At 71.9% G+C, this 24,918-nt stretch carries 24 protein-coding genes, 1 tRNA gene and 1 riboswitch; of the genes, 9 read left to right on the top strand and 16 right to left on the bottom strand.

The features are described from left to right. Positions 1 to 3: 3 nt before the first annotated feature. The 3 genes from AAHF99_RS10455 to AAHF99_RS10445 all read right to left on the bottom strand — a co-directional run bounded on the left by AAHF99_RS10455 (position 4) and on the right by AAHF99_RS10445 (position 3,016). Positions 4 to 192: a CbtB domain-containing protein gene (locus tag AAHF99_RS10455; protein ID WP_243954908.1), complete on the bottom strand. Its 189-nt coding sequence runs from the start codon at positions 190 to 192 to the stop codon at positions 4 to 6. Positions 193 to 225: 33 nt separating this feature from the next. Next, positions 226 to 413, bottom strand: a riboswitch (cobalamin riboswitch). A gap of 39 nt (positions 414 to 452) precedes the next feature. Further along, a complete protein-coding gene (locus tag AAHF99_RS10450) occupies positions 453 to 2,072 on the bottom strand; it encodes a glycoside hydrolase family 44 protein (RefSeq protein WP_342164199.1) in 1,620 nt (539 codons plus the stop codon). Next, entirely contained in the window at positions 2,069 to 3,016 is a 948-nt protein-coding gene (locus AAHF99_RS10445; protein WP_342164198.1) for a glycosyltransferase family 2 protein, read from the bottom strand. Before AAHF99_RS10445 ends, AAHF99_RS10450 begins: the two co-directional genes overlap by 4 nt. Positions 3,017 to 3,142: 126 nt before the next feature. Here AAHF99_RS10445 and AAHF99_RS10440 point away from each other — a divergent pair, with 126 nt between their 5' ends. Together AAHF99_RS10440 and AAHF99_RS10435 are read left to right on the top strand one after the other, a co-directional pair. Next, entirely contained in the window at positions 3,143 to 4,336 is a 1,194-nt protein-coding gene (locus AAHF99_RS10440; protein ID WP_342164197.1) for a Gfo/Idh/MocA family protein, read from the top strand. Between the two features lie 23 nt (positions 4,337 to 4,359). Then, a complete protein-coding gene (locus AAHF99_RS10435; RefSeq protein WP_342164196.1) occupies positions 4,360 to 5,244 on the top strand; it encodes a DUF6492 family protein in 885 nt (294 codons plus the stop codon). A 4-nt stretch (positions 5,245 to 5,248) separates the two neighbouring features. On the opposite strand, the gene AAHF99_RS10430 is transcribed toward AAHF99_RS10435, so the two are convergent. From AAHF99_RS10430 to AAHF99_RS10400, 7 genes are all read right to left on the bottom strand, one after another. Next, complete coding sequence (locus AAHF99_RS10430) at positions 5,249 to 6,046, bottom strand: WecB/TagA/CpsF family glycosyltransferase (protein ID WP_342164195.1); 798 nt, start codon at positions 6,044 to 6,046, stop codon at positions 5,249 to 5,251. 1 nt (position 6,047) lies between these two features. Next, a complete protein-coding gene (locus AAHF99_RS10425; protein ID WP_342164193.1) occupies positions 6,048 to 7,088 on the bottom strand; it encodes an NAD-dependent epimerase/dehydratase family protein in 1,041 nt (346 codons plus the stop codon). Further along, entirely contained in the window at positions 7,085 to 8,548 is a 1,464-nt protein-coding gene (locus AAHF99_RS10420) for an oligosaccharide flippase family protein (RefSeq protein WP_342164191.1), read from the bottom strand. The genes AAHF99_RS10425 and AAHF99_RS10420 overlap by 4 nt, the downstream gene beginning before the upstream one ends. Continuing rightward, on the bottom strand, positions 8,545 to 9,906 hold the full coding sequence (locus AAHF99_RS10415; protein ID WP_342164190.1) for an O-antigen ligase family protein: 1,362 nt from the start codon (positions 9,904 to 9,906) through the stop codon (positions 8,545 to 8,547). Before AAHF99_RS10415 ends, AAHF99_RS10420 begins: the two co-directional genes overlap by 4 nt. Before the next feature lie 13 nt (positions 9,907 to 9,919). After that, entirely contained in the window at positions 9,920 to 12,052 is a 2,133-nt protein-coding gene (locus AAHF99_RS10410; protein WP_342164188.1) for an exopolysaccharide transport family protein, read from the bottom strand. 263 nt (positions 12,053 to 12,315) lie between these two features. Continuing rightward, positions 12,316 to 13,278 (bottom strand): glycosyltransferase family 2 protein, encoded by a 963-nt coding sequence (locus tag AAHF99_RS10405; protein ID WP_342164187.1) that lies wholly within the window; start codon positions 13,276 to 13,278, stop codon positions 12,316 to 12,318. A gap of 65 nt (positions 13,279 to 13,343) precedes the next feature. Beyond that, entirely contained in the window at positions 13,344 to 13,556 is a 213-nt protein-coding gene (locus AAHF99_RS10400; RefSeq protein WP_342164186.1) for a hypothetical protein, read from the bottom strand. 176 nt (positions 13,557 to 13,732) lie between these two features. Between AAHF99_RS10400 and AAHF99_RS10395 the strand changes: the two genes are divergently transcribed. Both AAHF99_RS10395 and AAHF99_RS10390 read left to right on the top strand, forming a co-directional pair. Next, entirely contained in the window at positions 13,733 to 14,746 is a 1,014-nt protein-coding gene (locus AAHF99_RS10395) for an NAD-dependent epimerase (protein WP_342164185.1), read from the top strand. Positions 14,747 to 14,805: 59 nt separating this feature from the next. Further along, the gene (locus AAHF99_RS10390; RefSeq protein ID WP_342164183.1) at positions 14,806 to 16,080 is read left to right on the top strand and encodes a nucleotide sugar dehydrogenase; all 1,275 of its coding nucleotides are present in this window, start codon (positions 14,806 to 14,808) and stop codon (positions 16,078 to 16,080) included. Positions 16,081 to 16,084: 4 nt separating this feature from the next. On the opposite strand, the gene AAHF99_RS10385 is transcribed toward AAHF99_RS10390, so the two are convergent. Continuing rightward, a complete protein-coding gene (locus AAHF99_RS10385; RefSeq protein ID WP_342164181.1) occupies positions 16,085 to 16,213 on the bottom strand; it encodes a hypothetical protein in 129 nt (42 codons plus the stop codon). Between the two features lie 211 nt (positions 16,214 to 16,424). Here AAHF99_RS10385 and AAHF99_RS10380 point away from each other — a divergent pair, with 211 nt between their 5' ends. Further along, on the top strand, positions 16,425 to 16,790 hold the full coding sequence (locus tag AAHF99_RS10380) for a c-type cytochrome (protein WP_243954937.1): 366 nt from the start codon (positions 16,425 to 16,427) through the stop codon (positions 16,788 to 16,790). A 77-nt stretch (positions 16,791 to 16,867) separates the two neighbouring features. Here the strand turns inward: AAHF99_RS10380 and AAHF99_RS10375 are convergent, their stop codons facing one another. The 3 genes from AAHF99_RS10375 to AAHF99_RS10365 all read right to left on the bottom strand — a co-directional run bounded on the left by AAHF99_RS10375 (position 16,868) and on the right by AAHF99_RS10365 (position 18,576). Next, positions 16,868 to 17,386, bottom strand: a complete 519-nt coding sequence (locus AAHF99_RS10375; RefSeq protein WP_342164180.1) for a MarR family winged helix-turn-helix transcriptional regulator — start codon at positions 17,384 to 17,386, stop codon at positions 16,868 to 16,870. A 99-nt stretch (positions 17,387 to 17,485) separates the two neighbouring features. Continuing rightward, positions 17,486 to 18,430, bottom strand: coding sequence for a site-specific tyrosine recombinase XerD (locus AAHF99_RS10370; RefSeq protein WP_342164179.1), 945 nt, complete (start codon positions 18,428 to 18,430; stop codon positions 17,486 to 17,488). Continuing rightward, complete coding sequence (locus AAHF99_RS10365) at positions 18,427 to 18,576, bottom strand: histidine kinase (protein WP_342164178.1); 150 nt, start codon at positions 18,574 to 18,576, stop codon at positions 18,427 to 18,429. Before AAHF99_RS10365 ends, AAHF99_RS10370 begins: the two co-directional genes overlap by 4 nt. A gap of 268 nt (positions 18,577 to 18,844) precedes the next feature. Here AAHF99_RS10365 and AAHF99_RS10360 point away from each other — a divergent pair, with 268 nt between their 5' ends. From AAHF99_RS10360 to AAHF99_RS10345, 4 genes are all read left to right on the top strand, one after another. Next, complete coding sequence (locus tag AAHF99_RS10360) at positions 18,845 to 19,438, top strand: shikimate kinase (protein ID WP_342164177.1); 594 nt, start codon at positions 18,845 to 18,847, stop codon at positions 19,436 to 19,438. A 10-nt stretch (positions 19,439 to 19,448) separates the two neighbouring features. Further along, complete coding sequence (aroB, locus tag AAHF99_RS10355; protein ID WP_342164175.1) at positions 19,449 to 20,567, top strand: 3-dehydroquinate synthase; 1,119 nt, start codon at positions 19,449 to 19,451, stop codon at positions 20,565 to 20,567. A 77-nt stretch (positions 20,568 to 20,644) separates the two neighbouring features. Continuing rightward, positions 20,645 to 20,719, top strand: a tRNA-Thr gene (locus AAHF99_RS10350). A gap of 197 nt (positions 20,720 to 20,916) precedes the next feature. Then, entirely contained in the window at positions 20,917 to 21,963 is a 1,047-nt protein-coding gene (locus AAHF99_RS10345) for a DUF2778 domain-containing protein (protein ID WP_342164173.1), read from the top strand. 6 nt (positions 21,964 to 21,969) lie between these two features. On the opposite strand, the gene mdcB is transcribed toward AAHF99_RS10345, so the two are convergent. Then, positions 21,970 to 22,791 (bottom strand): triphosphoribosyl-dephospho-CoA synthase MdcB, encoded by an 822-nt coding sequence (gene mdcB, locus AAHF99_RS10340; protein ID WP_342164171.1) that lies wholly within the window; start codon positions 22,789 to 22,791, stop codon positions 21,970 to 21,972. Positions 22,792 to 22,868: 77 nt separating this feature from the next. Then, positions 22,869 to 24,911 (bottom strand): OmpA family protein, encoded by a 2,043-nt coding sequence (locus AAHF99_RS10335; protein WP_342164169.1) that lies wholly within the window; start codon positions 24,909 to 24,911, stop codon positions 22,869 to 22,871. Positions 24,912 to 24,918: the final 7 nt, after the last annotated feature.

Here is a 24,918-nt window from a genome sequence, read left to right as displayed (position 1 = left end):
GCGTCAGTGGCAGGGGAAGTTCTGGGCGTGCCGGAAATCGTGCGCCGCGTTGTGGAGCGCGATGGCCGGCGAGAAGCCCGCCATGAACACGAGGCCGAGGCCGAGGAATGCCGCAAGCGCAGCCGCCATCAGGCGCTCGTTGGCGCGGGTGGCGACGGGGGCAAAGGACGAGGACTGCGTCGTGGTCGTCATCTGGGCTCTCCAGCCGCCCCACCGGCGGCGTTGCGAAAAGTCGGGATGACGGCAGGTCTCCTGGCTCGCGGCTCGGCGCGCCCGCCGCCTTCCCGGATCGCTCCGGTGGCTGTTGGCAGGCGCTCGCCGCTTACAGTTGCGGGGGCAGCCGCGGGTTCGGGCAGGCCCTCACCGCGTTCCCTTTTCACCCCTCTCGGGGCACCGTCATCCGACCTGTGTAGACGGACTCCGTGCCCGGCACAACGGCAACCGCTCTCCATTCAATTGGGCGCAACCACGCAATGCCGGGCCGAACGCGCCGGCAGCATCAGGCGTAGCGTGCCACCGGAGACCGGCTCGGGTGCGCCCATCGCGCTCATCTCGGGATGGCGGGCATCGAAACCGTAGCTTGTGAGACGCGAGGCCGGCAGTGGTCGCTCGAGGGCGATCTCCACTATCCGCGTCTCGGCCGCGCGGTTGATCGCCACGAGGTGCAGCCTCGCCCCGTCGGTGCCGGCCCGCACGGTGAGGCCATCGGGCCGCGCGGCCTCGACGGGCAGGGCGTTGTCGGGGAAGCGGCCTTCTCGGCCGTCGTAGTTGCGATAGAGCCGGAAGGCCGTCCCCAGCCAGCCGGCGAGGGACCCCCAATGGGCTGTGAGCAGCACCTCGGGCCGGGCGAACCGCGCGAGGGCGTCGGCCAGGGCGAGGCCGGAGGCGAGTTGCCCCGCGCCGCCGTAATTGTACTCCGTCACGGCGGTGCGGGTGCCGGGGAAGTTCGCCGCCGTCAGCCGTTCGAGGCTCGGCAGCAGCGGCAGGGCGAGGCCGCCCTCGTTCGATACGGGCAGCGCCTGCGAGACCCAGCTCGCCTCGCGAAAACCCGCCTCGGTGAGGGAGCGCGGCGCGTCGAGCAGCGGCCCGGCCAGGGCCGGATCCTGCGTGCGGAACAGGGTGCCCCGCTCGCTGAACGGGTACCAATGGACGTCGAGGGCATCGAGCAGGCGCTTGCCCTCGCGCTCGGAGGCGAGGCGAAAGGCGTCGAGATACGCGGCCAGGAAGCTGCCGTGGTGGCGGTAGGCGTTCCAATCGGGGGCGTTCTGCAGGCTCACCATCCCCGTGGCGCCCCAGCTTGCCGGGCCGATCACCCATGCGTCGGGATCGATGGCCTTGATCGCCCGCGCCGCCTTGATCGACCGGGCGAGCAAATCCGCGATCCGCACGGGCGCCCGCACGATGCGCGGGTGCTGCGTCGCCCAGAGGCCGGGCTCGTTGTCGAGGATGTAGCCGCGGATGCCCGTGGCGCCGGAGGCGGGGCCGTAGCGGGCGACGAGCCGCGCCAGGAGGTGCGGGATGTCCGCGACGCGCGGGTCCACGAGCGCGGAGGCGCCGCGCCGTCCCTCCCACGAGACCGGCACGAAGCGCGGGGAGGGGGCGGCTCGGTCGGCCGGGACGGGGCCGTCCTTGTCGGCCGCGACGAAGCCCGCGAGCGGCAGGGTGACGATGCTTCGCGCGCCCATCGCCAGCGAGGCGCCGTGCATCGCCGCGATCACCGCGCCGGGCACGCCGCGCTCGGCGGGCGGCAGGCCGAGGCTCTGGCTCAGGAAATCGCCGTTCGCCTGCTGCCAATCCTTGCCGGCGTTGCAGGCATTGTTGGTCCAGTTGTAGCTCGTGGCGAAGTTGCCCCCGAAGCGGCGGAGTGTGACGCCGGCCGCCCGGTCGAGTTCCGCCGAGGGCGGGCCGCCGTCGAGGGTGCCGATCTCGCCGGAGCCGTAGATCAGCGGGCTCACCGGCACCGGCTCGGCGCCGTTGCGGACCCGCACGCTCAGCGGCTCGCCCGCGTGGGATGGGCCGGCCCAGATCGTCGCCCCGGCGCCCGCGAGCAGCGCCCGGCGGCTCGGCCTCACGAGACGAGCCCGGACCCGTAGAGCGATCCCCGGAAGCGGGTCATCCAGAACACCTTGCCGAGGCCGCCGCAGGCCGCGATCCCGTGATGGCGCGCGGCGGGCGGGTTGATCGGCTTCAGGAGCAGCGACAGCACCCCGGAGATGATGGTCTGCGCGACGCCGACCAGCATCCACCGCGCCACCTCCAGGCGGCGGCGGGGGGAGGCCATCTCATGCACGAAGGTACGGATCTGGCCGCTGAGGAAGCGGCGGCGGCGGACATAGGCCCAGTCGAGCCGGCGCGGGGGCACCCATTCCGTCACCTCGGCGGCGGCGGCCCAGCCGAAGCGCCGGCCCTCGTGGACGAGGCGCTGGAGGAACAGGCTGTCCTCGCCGCCGATGCTGTTCAGGCGCTCCTCGAACGGCCCGCCCGGGATCGCGCAGACCGAGGCCGCGAAGAGCGAGTTGTTCGTGCCGAGATAGGCGGCGCGGTGGGTGACGTCACCGCCGTCCTCGGCGGTGACGCCCCGCGCGAAATAGGCGGCGAAGGCGCCGATCTCGCGGTCGTCGTCGGCGAGCGCGCTGACGGGGCCGAACACCGCGTCGTAGCCGCCCCGGCGGGCGACCGCGAGGAGCGCCGCCAGCCAATGCGGGCCGCCGGTCTCGTCGTCGTCGATGAAGGCGATCCATTCGCCCCGCGCCGCCGCGACCCCGGCGTTGCGCGCCGTGGCGATGCCGGGCTGGGGCACCGAGACGTAGCGCACCGGCATGGGTGCGCCCTCGGCGAGGCGTTCGATGAGGGTGCGGGCATTGCCGTCGGGGGAGTTGTCCACCACGACGATCTCGGCCCCCGTCTCCGGCGGCAGGCGCTGCGCGAGGATGCATCCCAGGGCGCGCTCGAGCGCCTTATGACGATTCAGGGTGGGGATGACCACGCTGACCGCGACCGGCTCGGTTCCGGGCATACCGTCTCCGATGCTCCCTGCGAAGTTCATTAATAGATAACCGGCGGGTTATAATTTGTACGCCGTTGCGACTTATTCCAGCCGGAAGTAAAGTCGGCATCTGATATCGTGAGATCAATACCGCATTTGCGCGTTAATTTCTCCGACAATGGTAAACGAAATGCTATAGACGGCGGCGGGCGGACAAGAATCGCGTTCGTCGGCTGCGGCTATGTCGCCGATATGTATCGGCAGTGCCTCGATCTGCACGCGAACGGGCTGGATCTGATCGGCGTCTACGACCGCGACCCGGAACGACTCGCGGCCTTCGCGCGCACCTGGGGCGACAGGGCCTACGGGTCGCTCGCCGACCTCCTGGCCGAGCCGGGCGTGGTCGTGGTGAACCTCACCGATCCGGAGAACCACGCCCCCGTCACCCGCGCCTCCATCGCGGCGGGGCGGCACGTCTATTCGGAGAAGCCCCTCGGCCTGACGCTGACCGAGGCGCGCAGCCTGAACGACGCGGCGGCGGCGGCCGGCGTGCGCCTCGCCGCCGCGCCGAGCAACATCCTGGGAGAGCAGGCGCAGACCCTGTGGCGCGCGGTACGCCAGGGCGCGGTCGGGCGGGTGCGGCTCGTCTATGCCGAACTCGACGACGGCATGGTCCACAAGGCCGATTACCGGAACTGGATCAGCCGCAGCGGACGGCGCTGGCCGGCGGAGGGCGAGTTCGAGACCGGCTGCACCTTCGAGCATGCGGGCTACGTCGTGACGCTGCTCGTCGCGATGTTCGGGCCCGTGCGGCGGGTGACGGCTCACGCCTCCCTGCTGATCCCGGACAAGGAATGCGACCAGCCGGTGCATCCGGCGCCGGACTTCTCCTGCGGTCTCTTGGAGTTCGACGGCGGCATCGTCGCGCGGGTCACGAACTCCATCGTCGCGCCCTACGACCATCGCCTGCGGATCGTCGGCGACCGGGGGGTGTTGCAGGTCGAGGAACCGTGGGATTTCGCCGGCCCGGTCCGGCTGAAGCGCACGGCGACGAGCCGGCTCGACCGCTTCCTCGAACGGCGCCTGCCGCTGCGGCGGGGCAAGGTGGTGCCGCCCGCCCGCCCGGTGCCGTTCCGGGCCGGGCGCGGGCGCCCGCCGATGGATTTCATGCGCGGCATCCGGGACTTCGCGGATGCCATCGCCTCCGGCGTGCCGGGGCGGATGGACGCGGATCTCGCGGTCCACATCACCGAAGTCACCGAGATGCTGCAGCACCCCGAACGCTTCCCGCGCCCGGCGCCGGTTTCGTCCGCGCCCGGGGCGATGCGGCCGATGGATTGGGCGGTCTGACGACCCGCAGGAGGACGCGACCCGTGGACGTTCCAAGCCCCCCGACCCTGATCACCCTGTCCTTCTCGGGCGATCTCGATTGCTGCCGCCTGCTCTGCGAGACGGCCGACCGCTTCGCCCCCGCCGGGGCGGCGCATCTCCTCGCCGTGCCGGCGGCGGACATGCCCCTGTTCCGGCCGCTGGCCGGCGGGCGCCGGGCGCTCGTCCCGCAGGAGGAGCTGCTGCCCGGTTGGCTGCGAAAGCTTCCCCTGCCGGGGCCGGAATGGCGGCGGCGCCTGCGTCTGCCCCGGCGCAACGTCTACGTCTCGTTCAAGGGGCGGCCGGTGCGGGGCTGGATCGCCCAGCAGATCATGAAGCTCAACGCCGCCGCCGGGGCGGCGACGGACACGGTGCTCCACCTCGACAGCGACACCGCCTTCGTGCGCCCGCTGCCCGCCGGGGCGCTGAGCCAGGACGGGTTTCTGCGCCTCGCCCGCTTCCCCGGCGCGGCGGACGATGCCATGCACGCACCCTGGCATCGCGCGGCCTCGACCCTGCTCGGGCTGCCGCCGACGGATTATCACGGGGCCGACTACATCGATCAGTTCGTGACGTGGCGGCGCGCCAACGTGCGCGGCCTGCTGGAGCGGATCGGCACCGTCACCGGGCGCGACCCCATCGAGGCCCTGGCCGCCACGAGCGATTTCTCCGAATACATCCTCTACGGCGTCTATTGCGAGCACGTGCTCGGCCTCGCCGCCTCCGGCCATGCCGGGGCGGAGGAGAGCCTGTGCGAGACCGTCTGGTCCGAGGGCGGCGGCATCCCGGAGGTCCGGCCGGGCCGCTACGGCCTCGGCATCCAGTCGACCATCCCGCTCTCCTGGGACGCGCGACGCTCCATCGTGGGCAAGGCCATCGCGCGGGGCTGAGGGCTCAGCGCGCCCGGCGCCGGTACTCCCAGACGCGCCGGAAGATCTGCGGGCCGTCGATCAGGTAGCGGCGGCCGAGCCGCCGGGGCTCGCAGGCGAGGCGGAAAAGCCATTCGAGGTTGAGCGTCCGCAGGATCGCCGGGGCGCGGGCGCGGTCGCCGACGAGGAATTCCAGACCGGCGCCGATGCAGAGGCCGACGCCCTTGGCGATGCCGCGCCGGGCCAGCGCGTTGGCCAGAAGCTCCTGCTGCGGCGAGCCGACCGCCAGCACGACGAACCGCGCCGGCCGCGCCTCGATGGCCTCGACGGTGGCCGCGAGCTTGGCGGGGTCCGTGCGCAAGCCCATGGGTGGGCGAATCTGCTCGACCCGCGTCAGCCCGCAGAGATCGGCCACCGATTCCGCGAGCCCGTCACCGCCGCCGACGATGAGGATACGCGAATCCGCCGTCAGCTTGGGATGGGTGAGGAGGGCGGCCACGAGGTCCGAGCCCGGCACGGGGGGCAGGTCGGTGCCGCAGGTCTTGGCGAGCAGGGCCAGCACGCGGCTGTCGTTGATGCACAGCCACGCCTCCCGGTAGAGGCGGGCGACCTCCGGGTCCTCGGTGATCCGCACCATGTGATCGACGTTCGGCGTCACGAGGTAGCGGAAGCTCTGGTTCGCCGGCACGGCGAGGAGGGTGTTCAGCGCGCCGTCGAGGTCGAGCCTGTCGAAGGGCAAGTCGAGGAAGTCTGCGCGCGGGCTGGCTTCCGACGGGAAGAAGGCAGGTTCGGCGGTGGTGGCCATGGCTCGTCCCTCGCTCACGCTACTCGTGTCCTGAAACAGTACGATCCGTCCCGTTCCGGGGCAGCGAGGCGCCGCTCCCGGCGCTCGCAGCAGGGATCGGGCCGAGGGCTTCCCCCAATCCGTCGGACAGACGGATCGCGGGGCGGAAGCCCAGTTCGGTGCGGGCGCGGGCGGTGTCGTACTGCGCCGCGCGGGCGAACAGGCGAAGCTCCCCGGAGGCGGGGACGAGGCGCAGGGCGCGGGGCACGGGCACCCGCAGCCGCGCGAGGGCCTTGGCCGGCAGGGCGAGGGCCCGCAGCAGAGCGAGCCGCCCCGGCGACAGTGGCCGCGCGGGCTTCGGCCCGGCGAGCATCGCGAAATAGGCGTTCCAGGTGGGCGTATCGGGGCCGACGAGGTTGGCGGCGATGAGGCCCTTACCCGGCCCGTTCAGCGCGGCGAGCGCGCAGCGGATGGCTTCCGCGACGTCGGAGACGTGGATCAGCGCCGCCACGCCCTGTCCGCGCGGGCCAAGGGGGCCGAGCACGCCGGCGCGTAGGGCGGCGGCGGGCCGCTCGACCCAGAGGTCGCTGCCGCGCCCGTAGACGATGCCCGGCCGCAGGATCGCCACCCGACGCCCCGGCCGCGCCGCGACCCAGGTGCGGAGCATCGTCTCGCAGGCGCGCTTGGCGGTGCAGTAGGGATCGTCCGGCGCGGCCGTGGCCGGGGGGGCGTCGGGCTCGCCGATCCGGCCTTCCTCGGGGCCATAGACCGCGATGGAGCTGAGATGGACGATGCGGTCCACCCCCGCCCGGTCGGCGGCGGCGAGGAGCGCGCGCAACTGGTCCGGCATGGCGACGGCCGAACGCCCGCCCGCATGGACGACGGACGACGCACCCGCCAGGGCGGCGTCGAGGCTGCGGGGATCGTCGAGGTCGCAGCGCACGGTGCCCTCGGCGGGGCTGCGGCCGTCGGGCAGGCGATGGAGCCCGGCGCGAACCTGCACGCCCATCTCCTTGAGCCGGGCGATCGTGGCCCGGCCGATGAAGCCGCCCGCGCCGGTGACGAGGACCGGCCCGGTCATCGCGCGCCGGCCAGGTTCGTCCGCCCGAGCAGGGGGCGGATCCGCTCCACGAGGGAGTCGAAGCTCGCGCGGCTGATGAGGAACAGCAGCGGAATATAGATGACCACTCCGGCGGGGATGGCGATGAGGAGGGCGACCACCTGACCCTGCGAGTCCGCCAGCCGGATGCCGAGCCACGCGACGATCACTGCCATCGTGGCCGCCGCGAGCCACACCCCCGAGAGACGCCGCAGCAGCGGCCAGGGCGAGAGGCCGATGCGCGGCCCGTTGACGAGGACCGTGGTGACGGTGAGCGCGAAATCGCCCGCGAGCCGCGCGAGGCCGATCGTGGCGGGGTGCATCCCCGTGGTCGCGACGAGGGTGGCGGCCAGGGTCACGAGGGCGACGACGTAGGACAGGAGCACGCTCTGCGGGCGCCCGCTCGCGGAGAGGGCGGTCTGCACCACCTGCGAGGGCAGGGCGAGGAGACCCCCGGCCGCCAGCGCCGCCGCGATGGGCTCGGCCATGGTCCAGCCCGGCCCGGCCATGAGCGGCACGACGAGGGGGCTGACGGCGGCAAGGCCCATCATGGTCGGCGCGACGAAGGCCGAGGTCTCGCGCGCCACCTCCGCCGCCGCCTCGCCGACATTGTCCCGCGACAGGGCGTTGCCACGGAAATGTGGGAAGCAGAGGTTGTGCGTCACCGCGACGATGGCGCCGCGCACCGGCTCGATGAGCCGCATGGCGATGTTGAGGTAGCCGAGGACCGTCAACCCGAACAGCGCGCCCGTGAGGGTGTTGTAGACGACGTAGGTCGCGTTCTCGACGAGGCGCGAGGCCAGGACCAGCCCGGCGAAGCGGTTGAAGCGGCGCAGGCGTCCCCACGACCAGGACGGGGCGACCCTCAGGCCGAGCATCCAGAACAGGCTCGCCGCCGTCGCGAAGACGAGGACGATGCGCAGGCTCACCAGCGCCCAGATCCCGGCCCCGGCGATGCCGAGGCCGATGGCCACGAGGGCACCCGCCACATGGCCGACGATGCTCGACGCGTTGATGACGTAGAACGCCTTCCGCCGCCGCGCGACGGCGGTCGCCATCGTCATCGGCCCCTGCGCCAGCAGGAGGACACCCGTTCCGGGCAGGAGCAGGTGCAGATCCTCGCGTCCGTAGATGTAATCGAGGAGCAGGCCCACCGGCACGCAGAGGGCGAGGAAGACGAGGGCGGCCACGGTCGAGAGACCGAGCACCGCGCCGAGATCCGCCCGGCGCACCACCTTCGCCTGGGTCAGCGCCTCCTCGTAGGGCGTGCCCACCGCCATGGAGAAGGCGGTGACGATGGAGAGCGTCAGCGCGGTCGCGCCGAAATCCCCCGGCGGGAGCAGGCGGGCGAGGAAGGCGGTCGTGGCGGACAGGATGACGAGCCGGCCCGCCGCGTCGGCGAGCCCCGCTCCGATCCAGCCGCCGATCCGGCGGATCGTCATGTAGGCTCCCGCCGGAAGGCCAGCAGACTGATGAGGATGGAGACGTTGGCGAGCACCTGCCCGCGCATCCACAGGCTCGATTCCGTGGCGTTGTGCACGAGCACCACCAGGGCGATGACGAGGAACGTCGCCGCCGCCACCGCGTCGGCGCGCTGGATGGTGCGTGAGAACAGCTTCTTGGCGAGCGCCAGGATGGTCAAGACCTGCGCCAGCACGGCGAAGATCAGCGCGGGAGCCCCGCCCTGAAGCCGCAGATCGAGGTAGCCGTTATGCGCCTCGTTGATGACCACGTCGGCCCGCTCTCCGATCTTCAGGGTGGCGAGCCAGGAGCCGGGTGGCGCGCGCAGCAGGGGATCGTTGGCGTCGCCGACGTCCCAGAATGAACCAAACCCATAGCCGGTCCAGGGCCGGCGCGCGATCTCCGAGGCCGCGAAATCCCAGATCTGGGTGCGGCCGGTGAAGCTCGAATCGTTGCCGGGGGTGAGCAGGCCGATGAAATCGCCGCCGAAGGCCGTGACGCCGAGATAGGTCACGCCGACCGTTCCCACGCCCGCCAGCGTCAGGAACAGGGCGGCGGCGGGGCCCAGGCGCCGCAGCACCAGCATGCACGGCAGAAGGCCGACGCCGAGCAGCGCCAGCATCATCGAGGTCTTGCTCTTGGTGAGCATGAGGAAGCCGAAGGCGGCCACGAAGAACGCGAAGCCGGCCAGGATCCGGCGCGGCGTCGGCCGCGCCAGCGCCCACCCGACGCTAACGATCACCGCAAGCATCGCCACGAGGCCCGCGACGTTCTTCTGCTGGTGGTAGCCGCGCACGCCGATCTCGGTGAAGGCGAAGGCCGGGTTAAGGGCGGTGACGGCGAGATCACCCGCGATCACCACCACGAGGATCCCCGCCATCAGGCCGAGCGTGCGGCGCAGGGGGCCGATCCCCGCCGCGATGGCGAGGGTGATGAGGCAGAGGAACACCATCACCATGACACGCCGCACGGCGATGTCCGGGAAGGCGGCCCAGGTGACGCTGGCGCAGAACCAGCCGAGCACCAGCCAGACCGGCCAGGAGCGCATCACGAGGGGCAGCACGACCCGCCGCCGCCGCACGATCTCGAACAGCGCGAGGCCGGTCATCGCCAGCACGGCGAGTCGTTCGGTGGAATTGCCGTCGCCGGAGGTGATGGCGCTGGCATCGGACATCGGCATCACGCCGATGAACATGTAGGCCAGGAAGGCGAGATACAGGGCGGCGGGCAGGGCCCGCAGGAACCAGGGCGCGCGCCGTGGCCGTGGGGCCGCGGCACGCGTCTCGGCGAGGGCCGCGAGGCCCTGCGCCTGCGTCAGACTCGGGAGCGCTGTCGTCACCGGAAACGCGCGCTCACGCCAGCGCCCCCTTCTCGCCGGCCAGGGCGAAGCGCTGGGGCAGGGGCCGCGAGCGGGCCGGGGCCGGCACCACCGGATCGGCGCCCGAGACCACGAACAGCGCGCCCGCGATCTTGTCGGCGCTCGATAGCAGCGCCGCGCGCAAGTCCTCGACCCGGTCGGCGGTGGCGACGCCGGCCTCGGCCACGATCACGATGGCCGTGGCGGTCGCCGCCGAGCGGCGCAGGCGCGTCTCGTCCTGGCCCTCGCCGCCGTCGATGACGACGCAATCGTAGCCTTCGTCGCGATCCGGTACGGTGTCCGGGCTCACCCGCTCGCTCGCCGCCGTGGCGCAGAAGGGCGGATAGCCCTCCACGGTGCAGGACACGACGCCCGATTGCGGATCGCGCGGGATCATCCAGGTGAGCCGGCCGGAGCGGTCGTCACCATCGACCAGGAGGGCTCGGCGCCCGCGCGCGGCCTGCGCCAGGACGAGGTTCTGCGCGATGATGGTCGAGATCGGCCCGTCCGAGGCGGAGACGATGAGCAGGCGGACCTGCCCGTGCTCGGCGGCTTCGTCGAGGTAATCCGCGAGGCGGGTGAGGATCCGCGCCGAGGGCGACCCGCGCGAGCCGGCCAGCACCGCGACGGTCTCGGTCGCCTCCCGCAGGCGCTTGCGCGACAGGGGCAGCGTGCCCAGAACCGGGATGCCGGTGCGCGCCGTGAGCCGTTCCGCCGAATGGATGCGCCCGCCGCGCCGGTCGAACAGGATCGCGCCGCCGGCACCGCCGAGGAGCCCGAGGAGCCCGGCAGCCGCGACGACCAGGGCCGGCGACAGGTCGGCCGATTGCGGATCGGGTTTCGACGTGCCGACCAGCGAGACGTTCGCGGTGCCGACGCTCTCCTGTTCGAGGAGTTCGCGCTCCCGCGACAGGGTCTTCTCGTAGACCGAGCGCTGGGCCAGGGCCTCGCGCTCCAACTGGCGTAGGGTGACGAGGGCGGTGTTGGTCCGCGACGTGTCGGATTCGGCGCGGGCGAGGTCGCGCTCCAGAGACGCCTCGCGGGTTCGGGCGGCGGCGAGGTCGGCGCGCAGCGAAGATTGCAGGCGCCCGGTCTCGCGGGAGATGGCGGCGCGCAGACTGCGGACCTGCGCATCGACCTCCACCGCCGCCGGATGGCGGGGCCCGAGCGTGGCGCGCAGGTTGTCCTGCTGGCGCACGACCTCGGCGAGGTTCAGGCGAAGCTGCGAGAGGGTGGTGGATTCCACCGTGTCGGCGCCCGCGCCGTCGGAGGGCGTGGCGCTGCGGCCTTCGAGGGCGGCCACCCGCGAGGAGACGGCGCGGGTCTGCGCCTTCGCGGCGAGGAGTTGCGAGTTCAGCTCGGCGATGCGCGCCGCGTTGAGGACGCGCCCGTCCTGATCGACCACGCCAATCTCGCGCTTGTAGGCCTCGACGGCTTGCTCGGCGGCGATGACATGCTCGCCCTGACCCTTGAGGGTCGCGCCGATGGCGTCGCGGGCCTTGATCACCACGTCCTTCCGGCGGCGCTCGGCATCGTCCACGAAGGCTTGGCCGATGGCCCCGGCGAGGCGGGACGCCTTCACCGGGTCGTCGGCGCGCACCGTCAGGTTCACGACGAAGCTCTTGCCCTCGCGCTGGAAGGTGGTCTGCTTGCCGAGGATCTTGCTGGCGACATCGACCGGGTCGGCCTCCGGGCCGGTGCTGGACAGACCGACCATCGCCTTGAGCCGGCCGACGAGGCCGGGCCGCGCCATGTAGGCCGGATCCTCGGTGAGGTGCAGGCGCTTCACGACGTCCTGCAACACCGCGTCGAAATGCAGGAAGCGTGACTGGGTCTCGATAACCGCGTCGTTCACGTCGGCCGAGGGCGGCTGCGGCACGAGTTCGTTGCTGACGACGTTCAGCCCGCGCGGGTCGAGCAGAACCTGGGCCGTACCGAGATAGTTCGGGGTGCGCAGCGCGATGACCGGCGTCGCCAACGCCACGGCCCCGAGGACGCACAGCGTGATCGCGAAGGCATGGCGCCGCATCGACGCAAAGGCCTCCCGGATTTCCAGCCGGAACGCGTCCCACTCGTCGGTCTCGGCAGCGTAGGTGCTGCGAGGGCTCTGACGTTCGACCAACTGCATCGACCGGCTTCCCCGATATCGCGACGCCCCGCACCCGGAGGGGCAGGGCGAGGCCCGGCACGAGCCGCCTCCGAACGGGACGATCCCGGCCGGAGCCGTCATGCCGGCGGGCGCGTGGCCCGTATCGACTGTTTTGTAACGCGCGGCCGCTTGTCTTGAGTTAAAACTGACCGCGAAGTCCGTGCTGCAATTGCCGACAGCGTTAACAGTATCTTTTCGTCGAATGAGACGTGCGACGATTGATCAAAACCCGAGCTGGGCGATCAAGAACTGGCGGTGGGGGCGAGAGAGGCGGCCTCGGTCCTGTAGAGAGGATAAAGCCGCCGCCACAGGAGCTTGCCCGCGATGCCCGCCGCGCGGATCGCGAAGCTGCGGCCGGGCGCCTCCATCCGGAGCAGGGCAAGCGCCGTGAGGGGTAGGAGGCCGACCTGCACCAGGGATTTGGCAAGCAGCACCGCCTCGTCGCGCAGGGGGTGCGCGCTCGTGCGGATCAGCGTCGCGGCATAGGCCTGCCCGCCCGCGAAATGGCGGCGGACGAGATAGCCGGTGCGGCAGCGGTGCGCGGGTACGAAGTCGGTCGCCCGCGCCGCCAGCAGCCAGCCGAAGCGGCGCCCGTCCCGGGCGAGGCGGCAGAGCAGGTGAAGGTCCTCGCCGCCGCATTGCCCGAAATGCGGGTCGAACGGGTCGGAACCGGGGAGGGCGGTGGCGCGGCGGAACACGCTGTTGGCCGTCGAGAGCACGAAGCCCTGCGAGGCCGGGCGGGCGAGGGCGAAGAGGTCGTGCCCCGCCGCCTGATCGCCCTGGCGGGTGAACAGAGTGCGCGAGGCCGGAGTCACCGCGCCGGGATCCTCGAAATGCGGGGTGATCGGCCCGAAGAACACGTCGTGCGGGAAGCGGTCGAGCCCATCGCGCACCGCCGCCAGCCAGCCGGGTTCCGCCTGCTGGTCGTCATCGAGGAAGGCGAGCGCTTCGCCCTGAGCCGCCCGGCAGCCGGCATTGCGGGCAACGGAGATGTTGGCCGGATGGGCCGTGCAGTAGCGGATCGGCAGGGGCGCCCCCGGCGCCAGACCCTCGACCACCGGCCGGGCGGTCTCGCCGTCGCTGTTGTCGACCACAACGATCTCGACGTCGCCGGTCTCGGCGCCGCGCTGCGCGGTCAGGGAGCGGAGGAGGGCGCCGAGTAGCGCCGGCCGCTCGTAGGTGCAGATCACCACGCTGAGCCGCATCGCAAGTCCTCCGGCGAGGAGATGCGTCTATCGCGAAAAACTCACCAAAAGGTGTGGGCGCCTCGTCAGTTTTCGGAATCGGCCCGGTCGGTCTCCAACTGCTGCAGCAACTCGGCGAGGCGCGGGTCGATGGCCTCGTCGATGACCGGATCGTAGAGGGCGCGCAGCTCCCGGCCGAGGCGACGGCGGGTGAATTCGTCGAGGACGGGCGCCTGCGCGGGGATCGGAATGGTGCGGAGCGTGAAGGCTCCGGCGCGGCGCGGGGTCTCGGACATCATCAAGAGATCGGACTCGCTATGGTCGGCGGCAAGCGCATTCGTCGAGTTTTGCGCAATAGCCCGAAGCTGCCCAGCGCGAAATGCTTGTCGGCTAAAATCTTGCGATCACGTTCTCTCGAACTTGTTGCCGGGGCATCGGTGCGGCAAGGTGGCCGCGAGGAGACCCCCGTCCCAGCATGACCGAACAGCGTATCCTGATCACGGGCGTCGCCGGCTTCATCGGCAACCACGTCGCCCATCGCCTGATCGGCGATGGTCGGGCCGTCACCGGCCTCGACAGCGTGAATGCGTATTATGACACCGACCTCAAGGAGGCCCGCCTACGCCGGCTGCCGGGCGGCCGCTTCGCCTTCCACCGCCTGGACCTGACCGACCGGGACGCCGTCGACGCCCTGTTCCGGGAGGGGCGCTTCACCTGCGTGATCCACCTCGCCGCGCAGGCGGGGGTGCGCTACTCCCTGACCGATCCGCACGCCTACGCCGCGAGCAACCTCACCGGCTTCCTCAACGTGCTCGAAGGCTGCCGCCACCACGGGGTGGGGCACCTGATCTACGCTTCGTCCAGTTCGGTCTACGGCGCGGTGACGGCGATGCCGTTCTCGGTCCACCAGAACGTGGATCATCCCGTCAGCCTCTACGCGGCCACGAAGAAGGCCAATGAGCTGATGGCCCACAGCTACAGCCACCTCTACCGCCTGCCGACGACGGGCCTGCGTTTCTTCACGGTCTACGGCCCGTGGGGGCGGCCCGACATGGCCCTCTACCTGTTCACGAAAGCGATCCTGGCGGGCGAGCCCATCGAGGTCTTCAACGAAGGCCGGATGCGGCGGGACTTCACCTATATCGACGACGTGGTCGAGGCGATCGTGCGCCTCATCGACCGCCCGGCCGCCGCCAACCCCGAATGGGATGGAGGCCACCCCGATCCCGGCACGAGCCTCGCGCCCTACCGGCTCTACAACATCGGCAATTCCGAGCCCGCCGACCTGATGGGGATGATCGGCCTCTTGGAAGCCAAGCTCGGCCGCAAGGCGGTGCTGAACCTCAAGCCGATGCAGCCCGGCGACGTGCCGGAGACCTTCGCCGACGTCGCCGATCTCGCCCGCGATGTCGGCTTCTCGCCCGCGACGCCCCTCGAAACCGGCATTGGACAGTTCGTGGACTGGTACCGCGCCTACCACCAAGCTTGACGGAGGCGGCCCGGCCGCGTCCGGTGGCGTCGCAACGGGTGCGAGCGAGGCGCGGGACAATGGGTGGTCGCAGGATCGCGGTGATCGGGCTCGGCTATGTCGGCCTGCCGGTCGCGGTGGCCTTCGCCAAGGCCGGGTTCGACACGCTCGGCTTCGACATCGATCCCGCCCGCGTCGCCGAGATCGCCGCCGGCCGGGACCGCACTGGCGAGGTGCCGGAGGCCGACCTGCCGGCCCTGACGGTCAGCGCCGAGGCGGACGACCTGCGCGGACGCGACTTCTATATCGTCACGGTGCCCACCCCGATCACGGCGGCGCGCAGCCCCGACCTGCGGGCGCTCGAAGCGGCCTCGCGGCTGGTGGGCGGGGTGCTCTCGCCCGGCGCCATCGTGGTCTACGAATCCACCGTCTATCCCGGCGTCACCGAGGAGGTCTGCGCGCCGATCCTCGAAGCGGCGTCGGGCCTGACTTTGGGCCGGGACTTCGCGCTGGGCTACTCGCCGGAGCGGATCAATCCCGGGGACAAGGCGCACCGCCTCGACAGCGTGGTGAAGGTCGTCTCGGCGAGCGATCCAGACAGCCTCGCTATCGTGGCGCGGGTCTACGGTGCGGTCGCCCTGGCGGGGGTGCACCGCGCGCCCTCGATCCGCGTCGCGGAGGCGGCGAAGGTGATCGAGAACGTCCAGCGCGACGTGAACATCGCCCTCATGAACGAACTCGCCCTGATCTTCGCGAAGATCGGCCTCGATACCGGCGACGTGCTCGCCGCCGCCCGCACGAAGTGGAACTTCCTGCCCTTCCGCCCCGGCCTCGTCGGCGGGCACTGCATCGGGGTCGATCCGTATTATCTCACCCACCGGGCGCAGGAGGCGGGCCACCATCCCGAACTCGTCCTCGCCGGGCGGCGGATCAACGAGGCCATGGCCCCCCACGTGGTCGAGACCTGCATCCGCCGGCTGCTGCGGCGGGGGCGGCCGGCGCCCCGCGTGACGGTGCTGGGCGTGACCTTCAAGGAGGACATCCCCGACATCCGCAACAGCCGGGCGGCGGACGTGGTGCGCGGGCTCGCCGCGTTCGGGCTCACCGTCCAGGCCGCCGACCCCATGGCCGACGGACAGGCGGTGGAGCACGAGCACGGCTTCCCCCTCACGCCCCTCGCTGCGCTCGAACCCGCCGACGCGGTGATCCTCGCCGTGCCCCATCGCATCCTGCGGGAGCGCGGGTGGGACGGCATCCTCCCGCTCCTCGTGGAGGGCCGGGGCGATGTCCTCGACGTGACCGGCGCCCTCGACCGGGAGACGGCGCCCCCCGGCGTCGATCTCTGGCGGCTGTAACCCCTCAACGGGGCGGGCGTGCCTCGTTCGTGGCGGGGGGCAGGGAGTTCGGGCTGCGCAGCACGATAAGCAGGCTCCCCACGACGGAGAGCCCGAGGGCGATGGAGAATAGGACGAAGATCCAGCGGGGCATCAGCGAGCCTTAGCACGGGTGGGGCGATTGGTGCGCTGCACCCATTTTAATCCGTCGCCACAGCCCAGATTCGTGACGGAAAGCGAAGAAAGTCGCATCTCGACGCATCCTTGGGGCGTTGCCAGCATTGAGCGTATCAGCTTAGACCTTTTCTAGTCGCGGCGGGTGTCACCCCTCCGCGCCGGCCTAGGCCGTAATTAGGAGGAAATTCATGCGTCAGCTCGTTCTCGGTGCCATCCTCGCCGCGATGATCCCCCTGTCGGCTCAGGCCCAGGATGCCGGCGATGCGGCAGCCGGTGAGAAGGCGTTCGCCCCGTGCAAGGCGTGCCACAACTTCCAGAAGAACGGCGTCGGGCCGGACCTGAAGGGCGTCGTCGGCCGCAAGGCGGGCACCTACGAGGGCTACAACTACTCGGCCGCGCTCAAGAACTCGGGCATCACCTGGGACGAGGCCAACCTGCATGAGTGGCTGAAGAACCCGAAGGCGAAGGTGCCGGGCACCAAGATGATCTTCCAGGGCTACCCCGACGACAAGAAGATCAACGACGTGATCGCCTACCTCAAGACCCAGTCTTAAGGCGTCCTGCCCGGTCCCCGTGGCCGGGCATCGTCACACCGCGCCCGGCCCCACGGCCGGGCTTTTTCATGGGCGCGTCAGGTCAGGTCGTTGCCGCGCAGCCCGTCGCGGAGCGAGACGAGGTCTTGCAGCAGGTCCTTGCGGCCCTTCATGTCGAACCCGGTCATGCCGCCGGCCTCGTCGGGGATGCAGGCCAGGGTGCCGCGCAGGCCCTCGCCCGCCTCGGTGAGGAAGATGCTCACCTGCCGCTCGTCCGGCCGGTCGCGGGCGCGGCGGACCCGGCCCGAGGCTTCGAGCCGCTTCAGCAGGGGGGTCAGCGTGCCGGAATCGAGGAACAGCTTCTCGCCGATCTCCTTCACGGTGAGGCCGTCCTCCTCCCACAGCACCATCAGCACCAGATACTGCGGGTAGGTGAGGTCGTAGCGTCCGAGCAGGTTGCGATAGGCGCGGCCGAAGGCATGCGCCGCCGCGTAGACCGCGAAGCAGAGCTGGTTGTCGAGCCGCTGCGACTCGTTCAGACCGGTCTCCCGCGTCTCCGGGCCGGTCTCGGTCTCGGTCGATGTTGCGCCTTGGCGCCGTGCGGCGGGCCCCGCCATTCCGTCTACCTCTCGAACATCCGCGAACGCGCGCCGTCCTGCCCCCATCGTCCATACGTAGACACTTGGCTGCGCTCGCACAATGAATTCAGTGCCAAGTCACGCCGCGTCAAGGGGGTTATCCATCAGCGGATGCAGATCTCGGACCATCGCCTTCAGGCGGTCGTCCAGAACGTGCGTGTAGATTTGCGTAGTCGAAATGTCCGCGTGGCCCAGCAGTTCCTGCACGATACGCAGGTCCGCCCCGTTGTGGAGCAAGTGACTCGCAAAGGCATGGCGGAGAACGTGTGGGCTAACCTTGTCCGCGCGCAGGCCGGCGGCGGAGGCCGCGTCCTTCAGGTCGCGCGCGAAGGCTTGGCGCGTCAGGTGGCCGCTCTCGCTGTCCGCCGGGAAGAGCCACGGGCTGTCCTCCGGTACCGCCGGCAGATGCGCGGCCATGGCGGCCCGCGCGGTCTCGGTGAGGGGCACCATGCGCTCGCGCCCGCCCTTGCCCTTCACCACGAGGAGCCGCGCGTCGAGGCTGGCGGCGGTGCGGGGCAGGGCCACGAGTTCCGAGACGCGCAGGCCCGTGGCGTAGAGCAGTTCGAGCAGGCAGGCCATGCGTCGCGCCCGCCGGGCGGGGCCGGGAGTTTGGTCGGGCAGGGCGGCGGCCTGCTGCGCCTCTGCGAGGAGGCGGTCCACCTCGGCCACCGAGAGCACCTTCGGCAGGGGGCGGCCCTTGCGCGGCCCCGAGACCGGGGCGCTCGGGTCGGTCTCGGCCGCGCCCTCGGCGTAGAGGAACTTGTGGAAGCCGCGCACGCAGGACAGGCGCCGGGCGGCGGTGGAGGGCGAGAGCCCCCGGGTTTCGAGATCGGCCACGAAGCCGCGCAGGGTGGCGGTGTCGACGTCCTCGACGCTCAGCCCGGCGCGGGCGAGGTAGGCGAGGTAATCCGTGAGATCCCGCCGGTAGGCGTCGATCGTGTTGGCGCCTGCGCCCCGCTCGGCCGCCAGCATCTCGAGGTAATCGCCGACCTCCGGCGGAAGCGGCCCCGCCGTCCCGCTCACTTGGGCGGCTGGAGCTTCGAGGCGGGGATGGACACGGTCATCTCCCGCGGGGTCGGCTTCACGAAGGTCGCCAGGGCGAACATGCCGGCGAAGACGAGCCCGGCGAGGATCGCGATGGTGGCGAAGAAACGGAACAGGGTCGGCACGTCGGTCGATCCTCGGGGCGGACGGGCGCGGGTCGGGAAGGCCGAAGGGCCGCCTTGCTGAGCCGCTACGGAAAGCCGGGTTGCACCATGCGAACGCGGCGCTGACAAGGCCGGCGGGGCCACAGGTTCCGGACGAACGGCGTGTTTCGCGCTGACCGTGAAACGCGCTAAGAGCCACCCGCAGGGTGCGGCACGTGTGGCCGCAGCCGGGGCGCTGCCCAAGGGCGACCCGGTGTCGGTGTCGAGTAGAATGTCTGTTGTGGGTCCGATGAACGAAACGGAGGCCGGCGAGCCTATCGAAGCACGGCTGCGACGGGGCCTCGGGCTCCGGTCGATCGTGCTCGTGGGTCTCATGGGCGCGGGCAAGAGCACCGTGGGCCGCCGCCTCGCGAGCCGGCTGGGCCTGCTGTTCAAGGACGCCGACAACGAGATCGAGGCCGCCGCCGGCCTCACCATCCCCGACATCTTCTCCATCTACGGCGAGCCGAGCTTTCGCGATGGCGAGGAGCGGGTGATCGCCCGCCTCCTGCGCGCCGGCCCGCTGGTGCTCGCCACGGGCGGCGGCGCCTTCCTGCGCGAGTCCACGCGCGAGCGCGTCCGCGAGCGCGGCGTCTCGGTGTGGCTCAAGGCGGATCTCGACGTGCTGATGCGCCGGGTGCGCAAGCGCGGCAACCGCCCCCTGCTCCAGACCGAGGATCCCGAGGCGACCATGCGGGCGCTGATGGAGATCCGCCACCCGGTCTATGCCGAGGCGGACGTGGTGGTCGTCTCCCGCGACGTGTCGCACGACCGCGTCGTGGACGACGTGATGGAATCCCTCGTCGCCTTCCTCGATCCGCCGCCCGCCCTGGCGGCCCAGTGAGCCACCAGACGTGACCGAACCGCTCTCCGTCCATGTCGCCCTCGACGGCGGCCGCGATTACGACATCCTCATCGGCCGGGGCCTCGTGGCGCAGGCCGGCGCCCGCCTCGCCGCCCTCGGCGCCAGGGCGGCGGGGATCGTCACCGATACGAATGTCGGCGCCCTCTACGCCGCCGACCTGAAGGCGAGCCTGGAAGCCGCCGGGCTGAGGGCGGGTATCGTCACCGTGCCGCCGGGCGAGGCGTCGAAATCCTACGCGCGTTTCGCGGAGGTCTGCGACGGGCTCCTCGCCCTCAAGATCGAGCGCAACGACCTCGTCGTGGCACTCGGCGGCGGCGTGGTGGGCGACCTCGCGGGCTTCGCCGCCGCGAGCCTCCGGCGGGGCGTCCGCTTCGTGCAGGTGCCGACGAGCCTTCTCGCGCAAGTCGATTCCTCGGTCGGCGGCAAGACCGGCATCAACTCGCCGCTCGGCAAGAACCTGATCGGCGCCTTCCATCAGCCGCGCCTCGTGCTGGCCGACACGGCGAGCCTCGATACGCTGTCGGAGCGCGAGATGCGCGCGGGCTATGCCGAGGTCGCGAAATACGGGCTGATCGCGGACGAGGCCTTCTTCGCGTGGTGCGAGGCCAACTGGCGGGGCATCTTCTCCGGCGGGCCGGAGCGGGACGAGGCGGTCGCCGCCTGCTGCCGCGCCAAGGCGGGCGTGGTGATCCGCGACGAGCGCGAGGACGGCGAGCGCGCCCTCCTCAACCTCGGCCATACGTTCGGCCACGCCCTGGAGCGCATCACCGGCTATTCGTCCGAACGTCTCGTCCACGGGGAGGGCGTCGCCATCGGCCTCGCCCTGGCCTTCCGCTTCTCGGCCCGGCTCGGACTGTGCGGCGGGCAGGAGGCGGGGCGCGTGGCGAACCATCTGGCGCTCGCCGGTCTCCCCACCCGCCTGCAGCAGGTGCCCGGTGGGAGCGGCGACGCGGATGCGATCCTCGACGCCATGGCGCAGGACAAGAAGGTCCGCGACGGCGCGCTGACGTTCATCCTCGCCCGGGGCATCGGCCGGAGCTTCATCGCGCCGGGCGTCGACCGGGCGGCGGTGCGCGCCTTCCTCGAAGACGAGTTGGCGGCGCAGTGAGGCGTCCGCGCGTCTTGCTTTGAGCGGGGCGGGGGGCTATGAGCGTTCCCGCGTCCGAGCCCTGGGTTCGGCGGGTTGCCGGTGTAGCTCAGTGGTAGAGCAGCGCTTTCGTAAAGCGAAGGTCGGGGGTTCAAATCCCTCCTCCGGCACCACTTCTTCCCCCTCATTGCAAAATGGTGCGCCGGGCCGCTGAATTGCGGCGGAAAGCGGGCCTGCGTCGGGTTTCGCCCCGAAACCGTCCGGTTGCGTCCCGGATCGATCACATCCACGCCCTGAAATCGCCCCTCCGGTTACGCTGATTGCGCCCTAGCGGGATCGCCGTCCCGCGACGAGGAGGATGGGCGTCCCGATGATCGACCGCACGCAGCCCGCCGCTGGCCCGACCCGGAGCCGCCGCCGTTCCTGCCTGCCGCCGCTTGGCCTCCTCGCGGCCGTGGTGGCCCTCGCCGCCATCGGCCAGAGCCGCGTCGCCGACCTGCCCGTGCCCCGCACCGAGGAGCGGGTCGCCCTGCGGATGCCCGAGCCGGTGCAGGATGAGGCTCCCGCGCAGGCCGCGCCGATCCCGTCGCAGGACCTGCTCGACCCCTGGCACAGCGATCTGGCGGGCAAGCTCTCGCGCTGGGCCTGGACGGCCCCCGACGCCCCCGTCGCGGAGGAGGCGCCCGCTCCGGTTCCCCCGGCCGCCGAGGCAACCTCGCCGCGCACGGCGATGACGGTGCCCCTCCCGGTGCCGCGTCCGCCGGAATTGCGAGGTACCGCGCCCCGCCGCGCCGGCCGCGCCCCCGTCCGCCAGGAGGCGGCCCTGCCGCCGCAGCCGGCGCCGGAGGACAGCCGCTCTTTCTTCGAGAAGCTGTTCGGCGTCGAATCCACGCCGGCCCGCGCCTACACGGCGCTGGAGACGAAGCCGATCGACCCCACCCCGCGCCCGCGCCTCAGCCCACCGCTGGCCCCGCCCACGGGTGACGGCGGTACCGCGATCTACGACATCACCGCCCGGATCGTGACACTGCCGAACGGCGAAAAGCTCGAAGCCCATTCCGGCCTCGGCGAGATCATGGACGACCCCCGCCACGTCAACGTGCGGATGCGCGGGGCCACGCCCCCCGGCACCTACGCCCTCACCGAGCGCGAGCAGCCCTTCCACGGGGTGCGGGCGATCCGCCTGACGCCGGTCGGTGGGCCGGAGGCGGTCTATGGCCGGGTCGGGCTCTTGGCGCACACCTTCATGCTCGGCCCGACGGGCGCCTCGAACGGCTGCGTCTCCTTCCGCGATTACAGCCGCTTCCTCGACTCGTATCTGCGCGGCGAGATTCGCCAGCTCGTCGTCGTCGCCGGTTCGGGCGGCGCCCCGCCGAACCTCGCCTCGTCCGGCACGGTGCAGATGGCGCGCAACTGAGCGTGCTCAGTCCGAGAGGCTGTCGAGGAACAGCGTCACCGCCAGCAGGTCCGCCGCCCCGCCGGGGCTGAGGCGGGCTTCCACGAAGGCACGGTGGAGGGCGAGTGCCCGCTCCCGCCACCCCGCCGCCCCGACCCCGCCCGCGTCGAGGAAGGCCAGTGCCGAGCTCTGGGCGAAGTCCAAGCCCTCCGGGCCGCCCCGGTGCAAAAGGTTAGTGTCGTCGAGTTCGGCCATCAGGGCGAACAGGCACTGGATCCGCGCCGCCTGCCCATCGCCCGGCGTGAGGTTGCGCCCCTGGCGAAGGGCCGGAAGGCCGACCTCCCGCACGGCGGGGAAGCCGGCCGCCGCCTCCGCGCTCGCCCCGCCGACACCGTAGCGCAGCGATGCCCGCCCGCCATGGGTGGCGGGGGAGGCGGGCCGCCGGGCGATCTCATTGCCCCAGAGGGCGCCGACCTGTTCCGCTCGCGCCTCGGCCGACAGGGCCGTTTCGCCCGCCAGGCCGGCGGCGGCGCAGATCAGACCCAGGGAGAAGATCGCTCCGCGATGGGCGTTGACCCCGCCGGTCGCGGCGAGCATCGCCGCCTCGGCATTGAGGCCGATCCGCCGGAGGTCGGAGAGCGGGGCCTCCGCTGCGCCGGCCCGAACGAGGTCGGCGAAGAAGGGGGCGATGGCGCCAGCGCTGTGCCGAAGAGTCTCGGCGTCCATGTCGCGATGGCTGCCCGAATCGACCGGGCTGACGAGGCCGGGCTTCGGATAGGCCTCGAGTTCGTCGATCAGCGCGCGGTGGGCGAGGTCCGCGATGCGGGTGGCTGAGGCGGGATTCGGCACGCCGCCTCATACACGCTTGAGCCCTCACGCACGAAAACGCCCCTCTCCGCGATGATGGGGAGAGGGGCGATTCTTTCTTAGCGCGGCGGCGGCGGCGGGGCCGAGCCCTGTCCGTTGCCCTGCTGCAGCAGCGGGGTGATGCGCCGGACGGTGACGCGACGGTTCTCGCGGCTGGCGCCCTGCGTGTTCACCTTCAGGTACTGCTCACCGTAGCCCTGCGTCGTCAGGTTCTCCGGCGGCACCTGGAATTGCTGCGTCAGCACCGTAGCCACCGATTGCGCCCGGCGATCCGACAGGGACAGGTTGTCGATGTCGGAGCCGACCGCGTCGGTGTAGCCCTCGATCAGGAACACCTCCTGTGGGTTGGCACGAACCGCCTTGTTGATCGCGTCGGCGATCACCGAGAGGCGGCGGGCCTGATCGGGGGTGACGGTCCACGATCCGGTGTCGAAGTTGATCGTGTCGATGTCGACCGAGCGCATCCGGGCGCGCAGATCCGGGCTGTAGCGGATCTGGTCCAGGGTGTAGCGGCGGTCCACCGCCACGACCGGCGGGGCGGTCAGGGCCTCGTAGACGAGACCCGGATCGGCCTGATCGTACTCGACCACGTAACGGTCGCGCGGGATGCGGATATCCGGCGGCGGCAGCACCACGACGTCGTCGTAGATCGGACGCGGCGGCCCGGCGTAGCTGTTGTCGATGATGACGACTTCGCGCCCGTCCGAGTAGCGGCGGTAGCGGCGCAGCAGCCGGCCGTCGTCGTCCGTGACCGTGTAGATGCGGTCGCCGCCGGGGCGGTCGATGTAGCTGATGTAGTCGTCGCCCCGGCGCTCGTAGCGGTAGCCACGGGGGTCGAGGTCGCGGAACCGCTCGTTCTCGTCGTGACGGATCAGGTAGCCGTTCCGGTCCTGCACGATGACGCGGCCGGGCTCGCGGTAATACGTGCGGCCGTCCGCGCTGAACTCGCGACGGTCGCGGCGGACCTGGTCGTAGTCGCGCACCTGATCGTTCTCGCGGAAGCCGCCGGGGATGTAGCCGGGGCGGCCGGGGGCGTTGAAGTCGCTGCGCGCCGCACCGCCGGGGCCACCCCGGTCGTCGCGGAACTGGCCCTGGCCCGGCGGCTGGCCGGGAACCTCACCCGGTGCGCCGGGGACGGCGTTCGGGGCCGGCTGGCCCGGCGGCTGGAACGGACGGCCGGGGACGCCCGGCCGCATGTTCGGCGGCAGCGGACGGTTCGGCTCGGCACCGGGCGCACCATCGGGGCGCGGGCCGGGCTGGCCGGCAGCCCCCGGAGCGCCGGGCGCGGCGTTCGGGGGCGGCGGCGGGGCGTTGCGGTCGCCGCCGGGGCGGGGGGCGTCGTCCGGGCGCTGCACGGGGCGGCCGGGCACGACCGGCGCCGTGTTCGGCGCAGGCGGCTGCGCATTGCGCTCGGCGCCGGGGGGCGCGCGGTCGGGACCGGGGCGGTTGTCGCGATCCTGCGGACCACGATCCGGGCCGGGACGGTCGGGACCACCCTGCGGCTGCGGACGCGGCGGGGCCTGACGATCCTCGCGCGGCTCGGGACGCTGCTGGCGCGGCTCCGGCGTATCCGGACGGGCATCCGGCCGACGGTCCTCGCGCGGCTGGCGCGGCTGCCGCTCGTCCTGCTGCTGACGCTGCTCCTGTTGCTGCTGCCGGCGCTCGTCGCGATCCGGCCGCTGCTCGCGCTGATCCGGGCGCGGTTCGGGCCGTTCGCGCTGAGGCTGCGGCTGGGGACGCGGCGGAGCCTGCCGCTCCTCGCGGGGCTCGGGACGTTGCTGGCGCGGCTCGGGCGCCTCGCGCGGCTCCGGCCGTTCGCGGGCGGCGGGCGGTGCGCGCTCAGGGCGCGGCTCGGGGCGTTCGCGCTGGGCCGGTCCGGGACCGCCGCGCTCGGGGCCACCCCGCTCAGGGCCTGGACCCGGACGGGGGCCGCCGGGGCCACCCGGTCCACCGGGGCCGCCATGGCCGGGGCCGCCGGGTCCGCGCTCCTCGGGCCCCCCCTGGGCTACGACGATGCCCTCCGGCCGCGCGGCGGCGACCTGGGCGAGGGCCAGGGCGGGCAGGACGGTGCCGGCCAGGAGAAGGAGGCGGAAACGCTGCATCGGCATC

The sequence above is a fragment of the Methylobacterium litchii genome, from assembly GCF_038442315.1.
Lineage (GTDB): Bacteria > Pseudomonadota > Alphaproteobacteria > Rhizobiales > Beijerinckiaceae > Methylobacterium > Methylobacterium litchii.
This window is presented reverse-complemented; position numbering and strand designations above follow the sequence as displayed.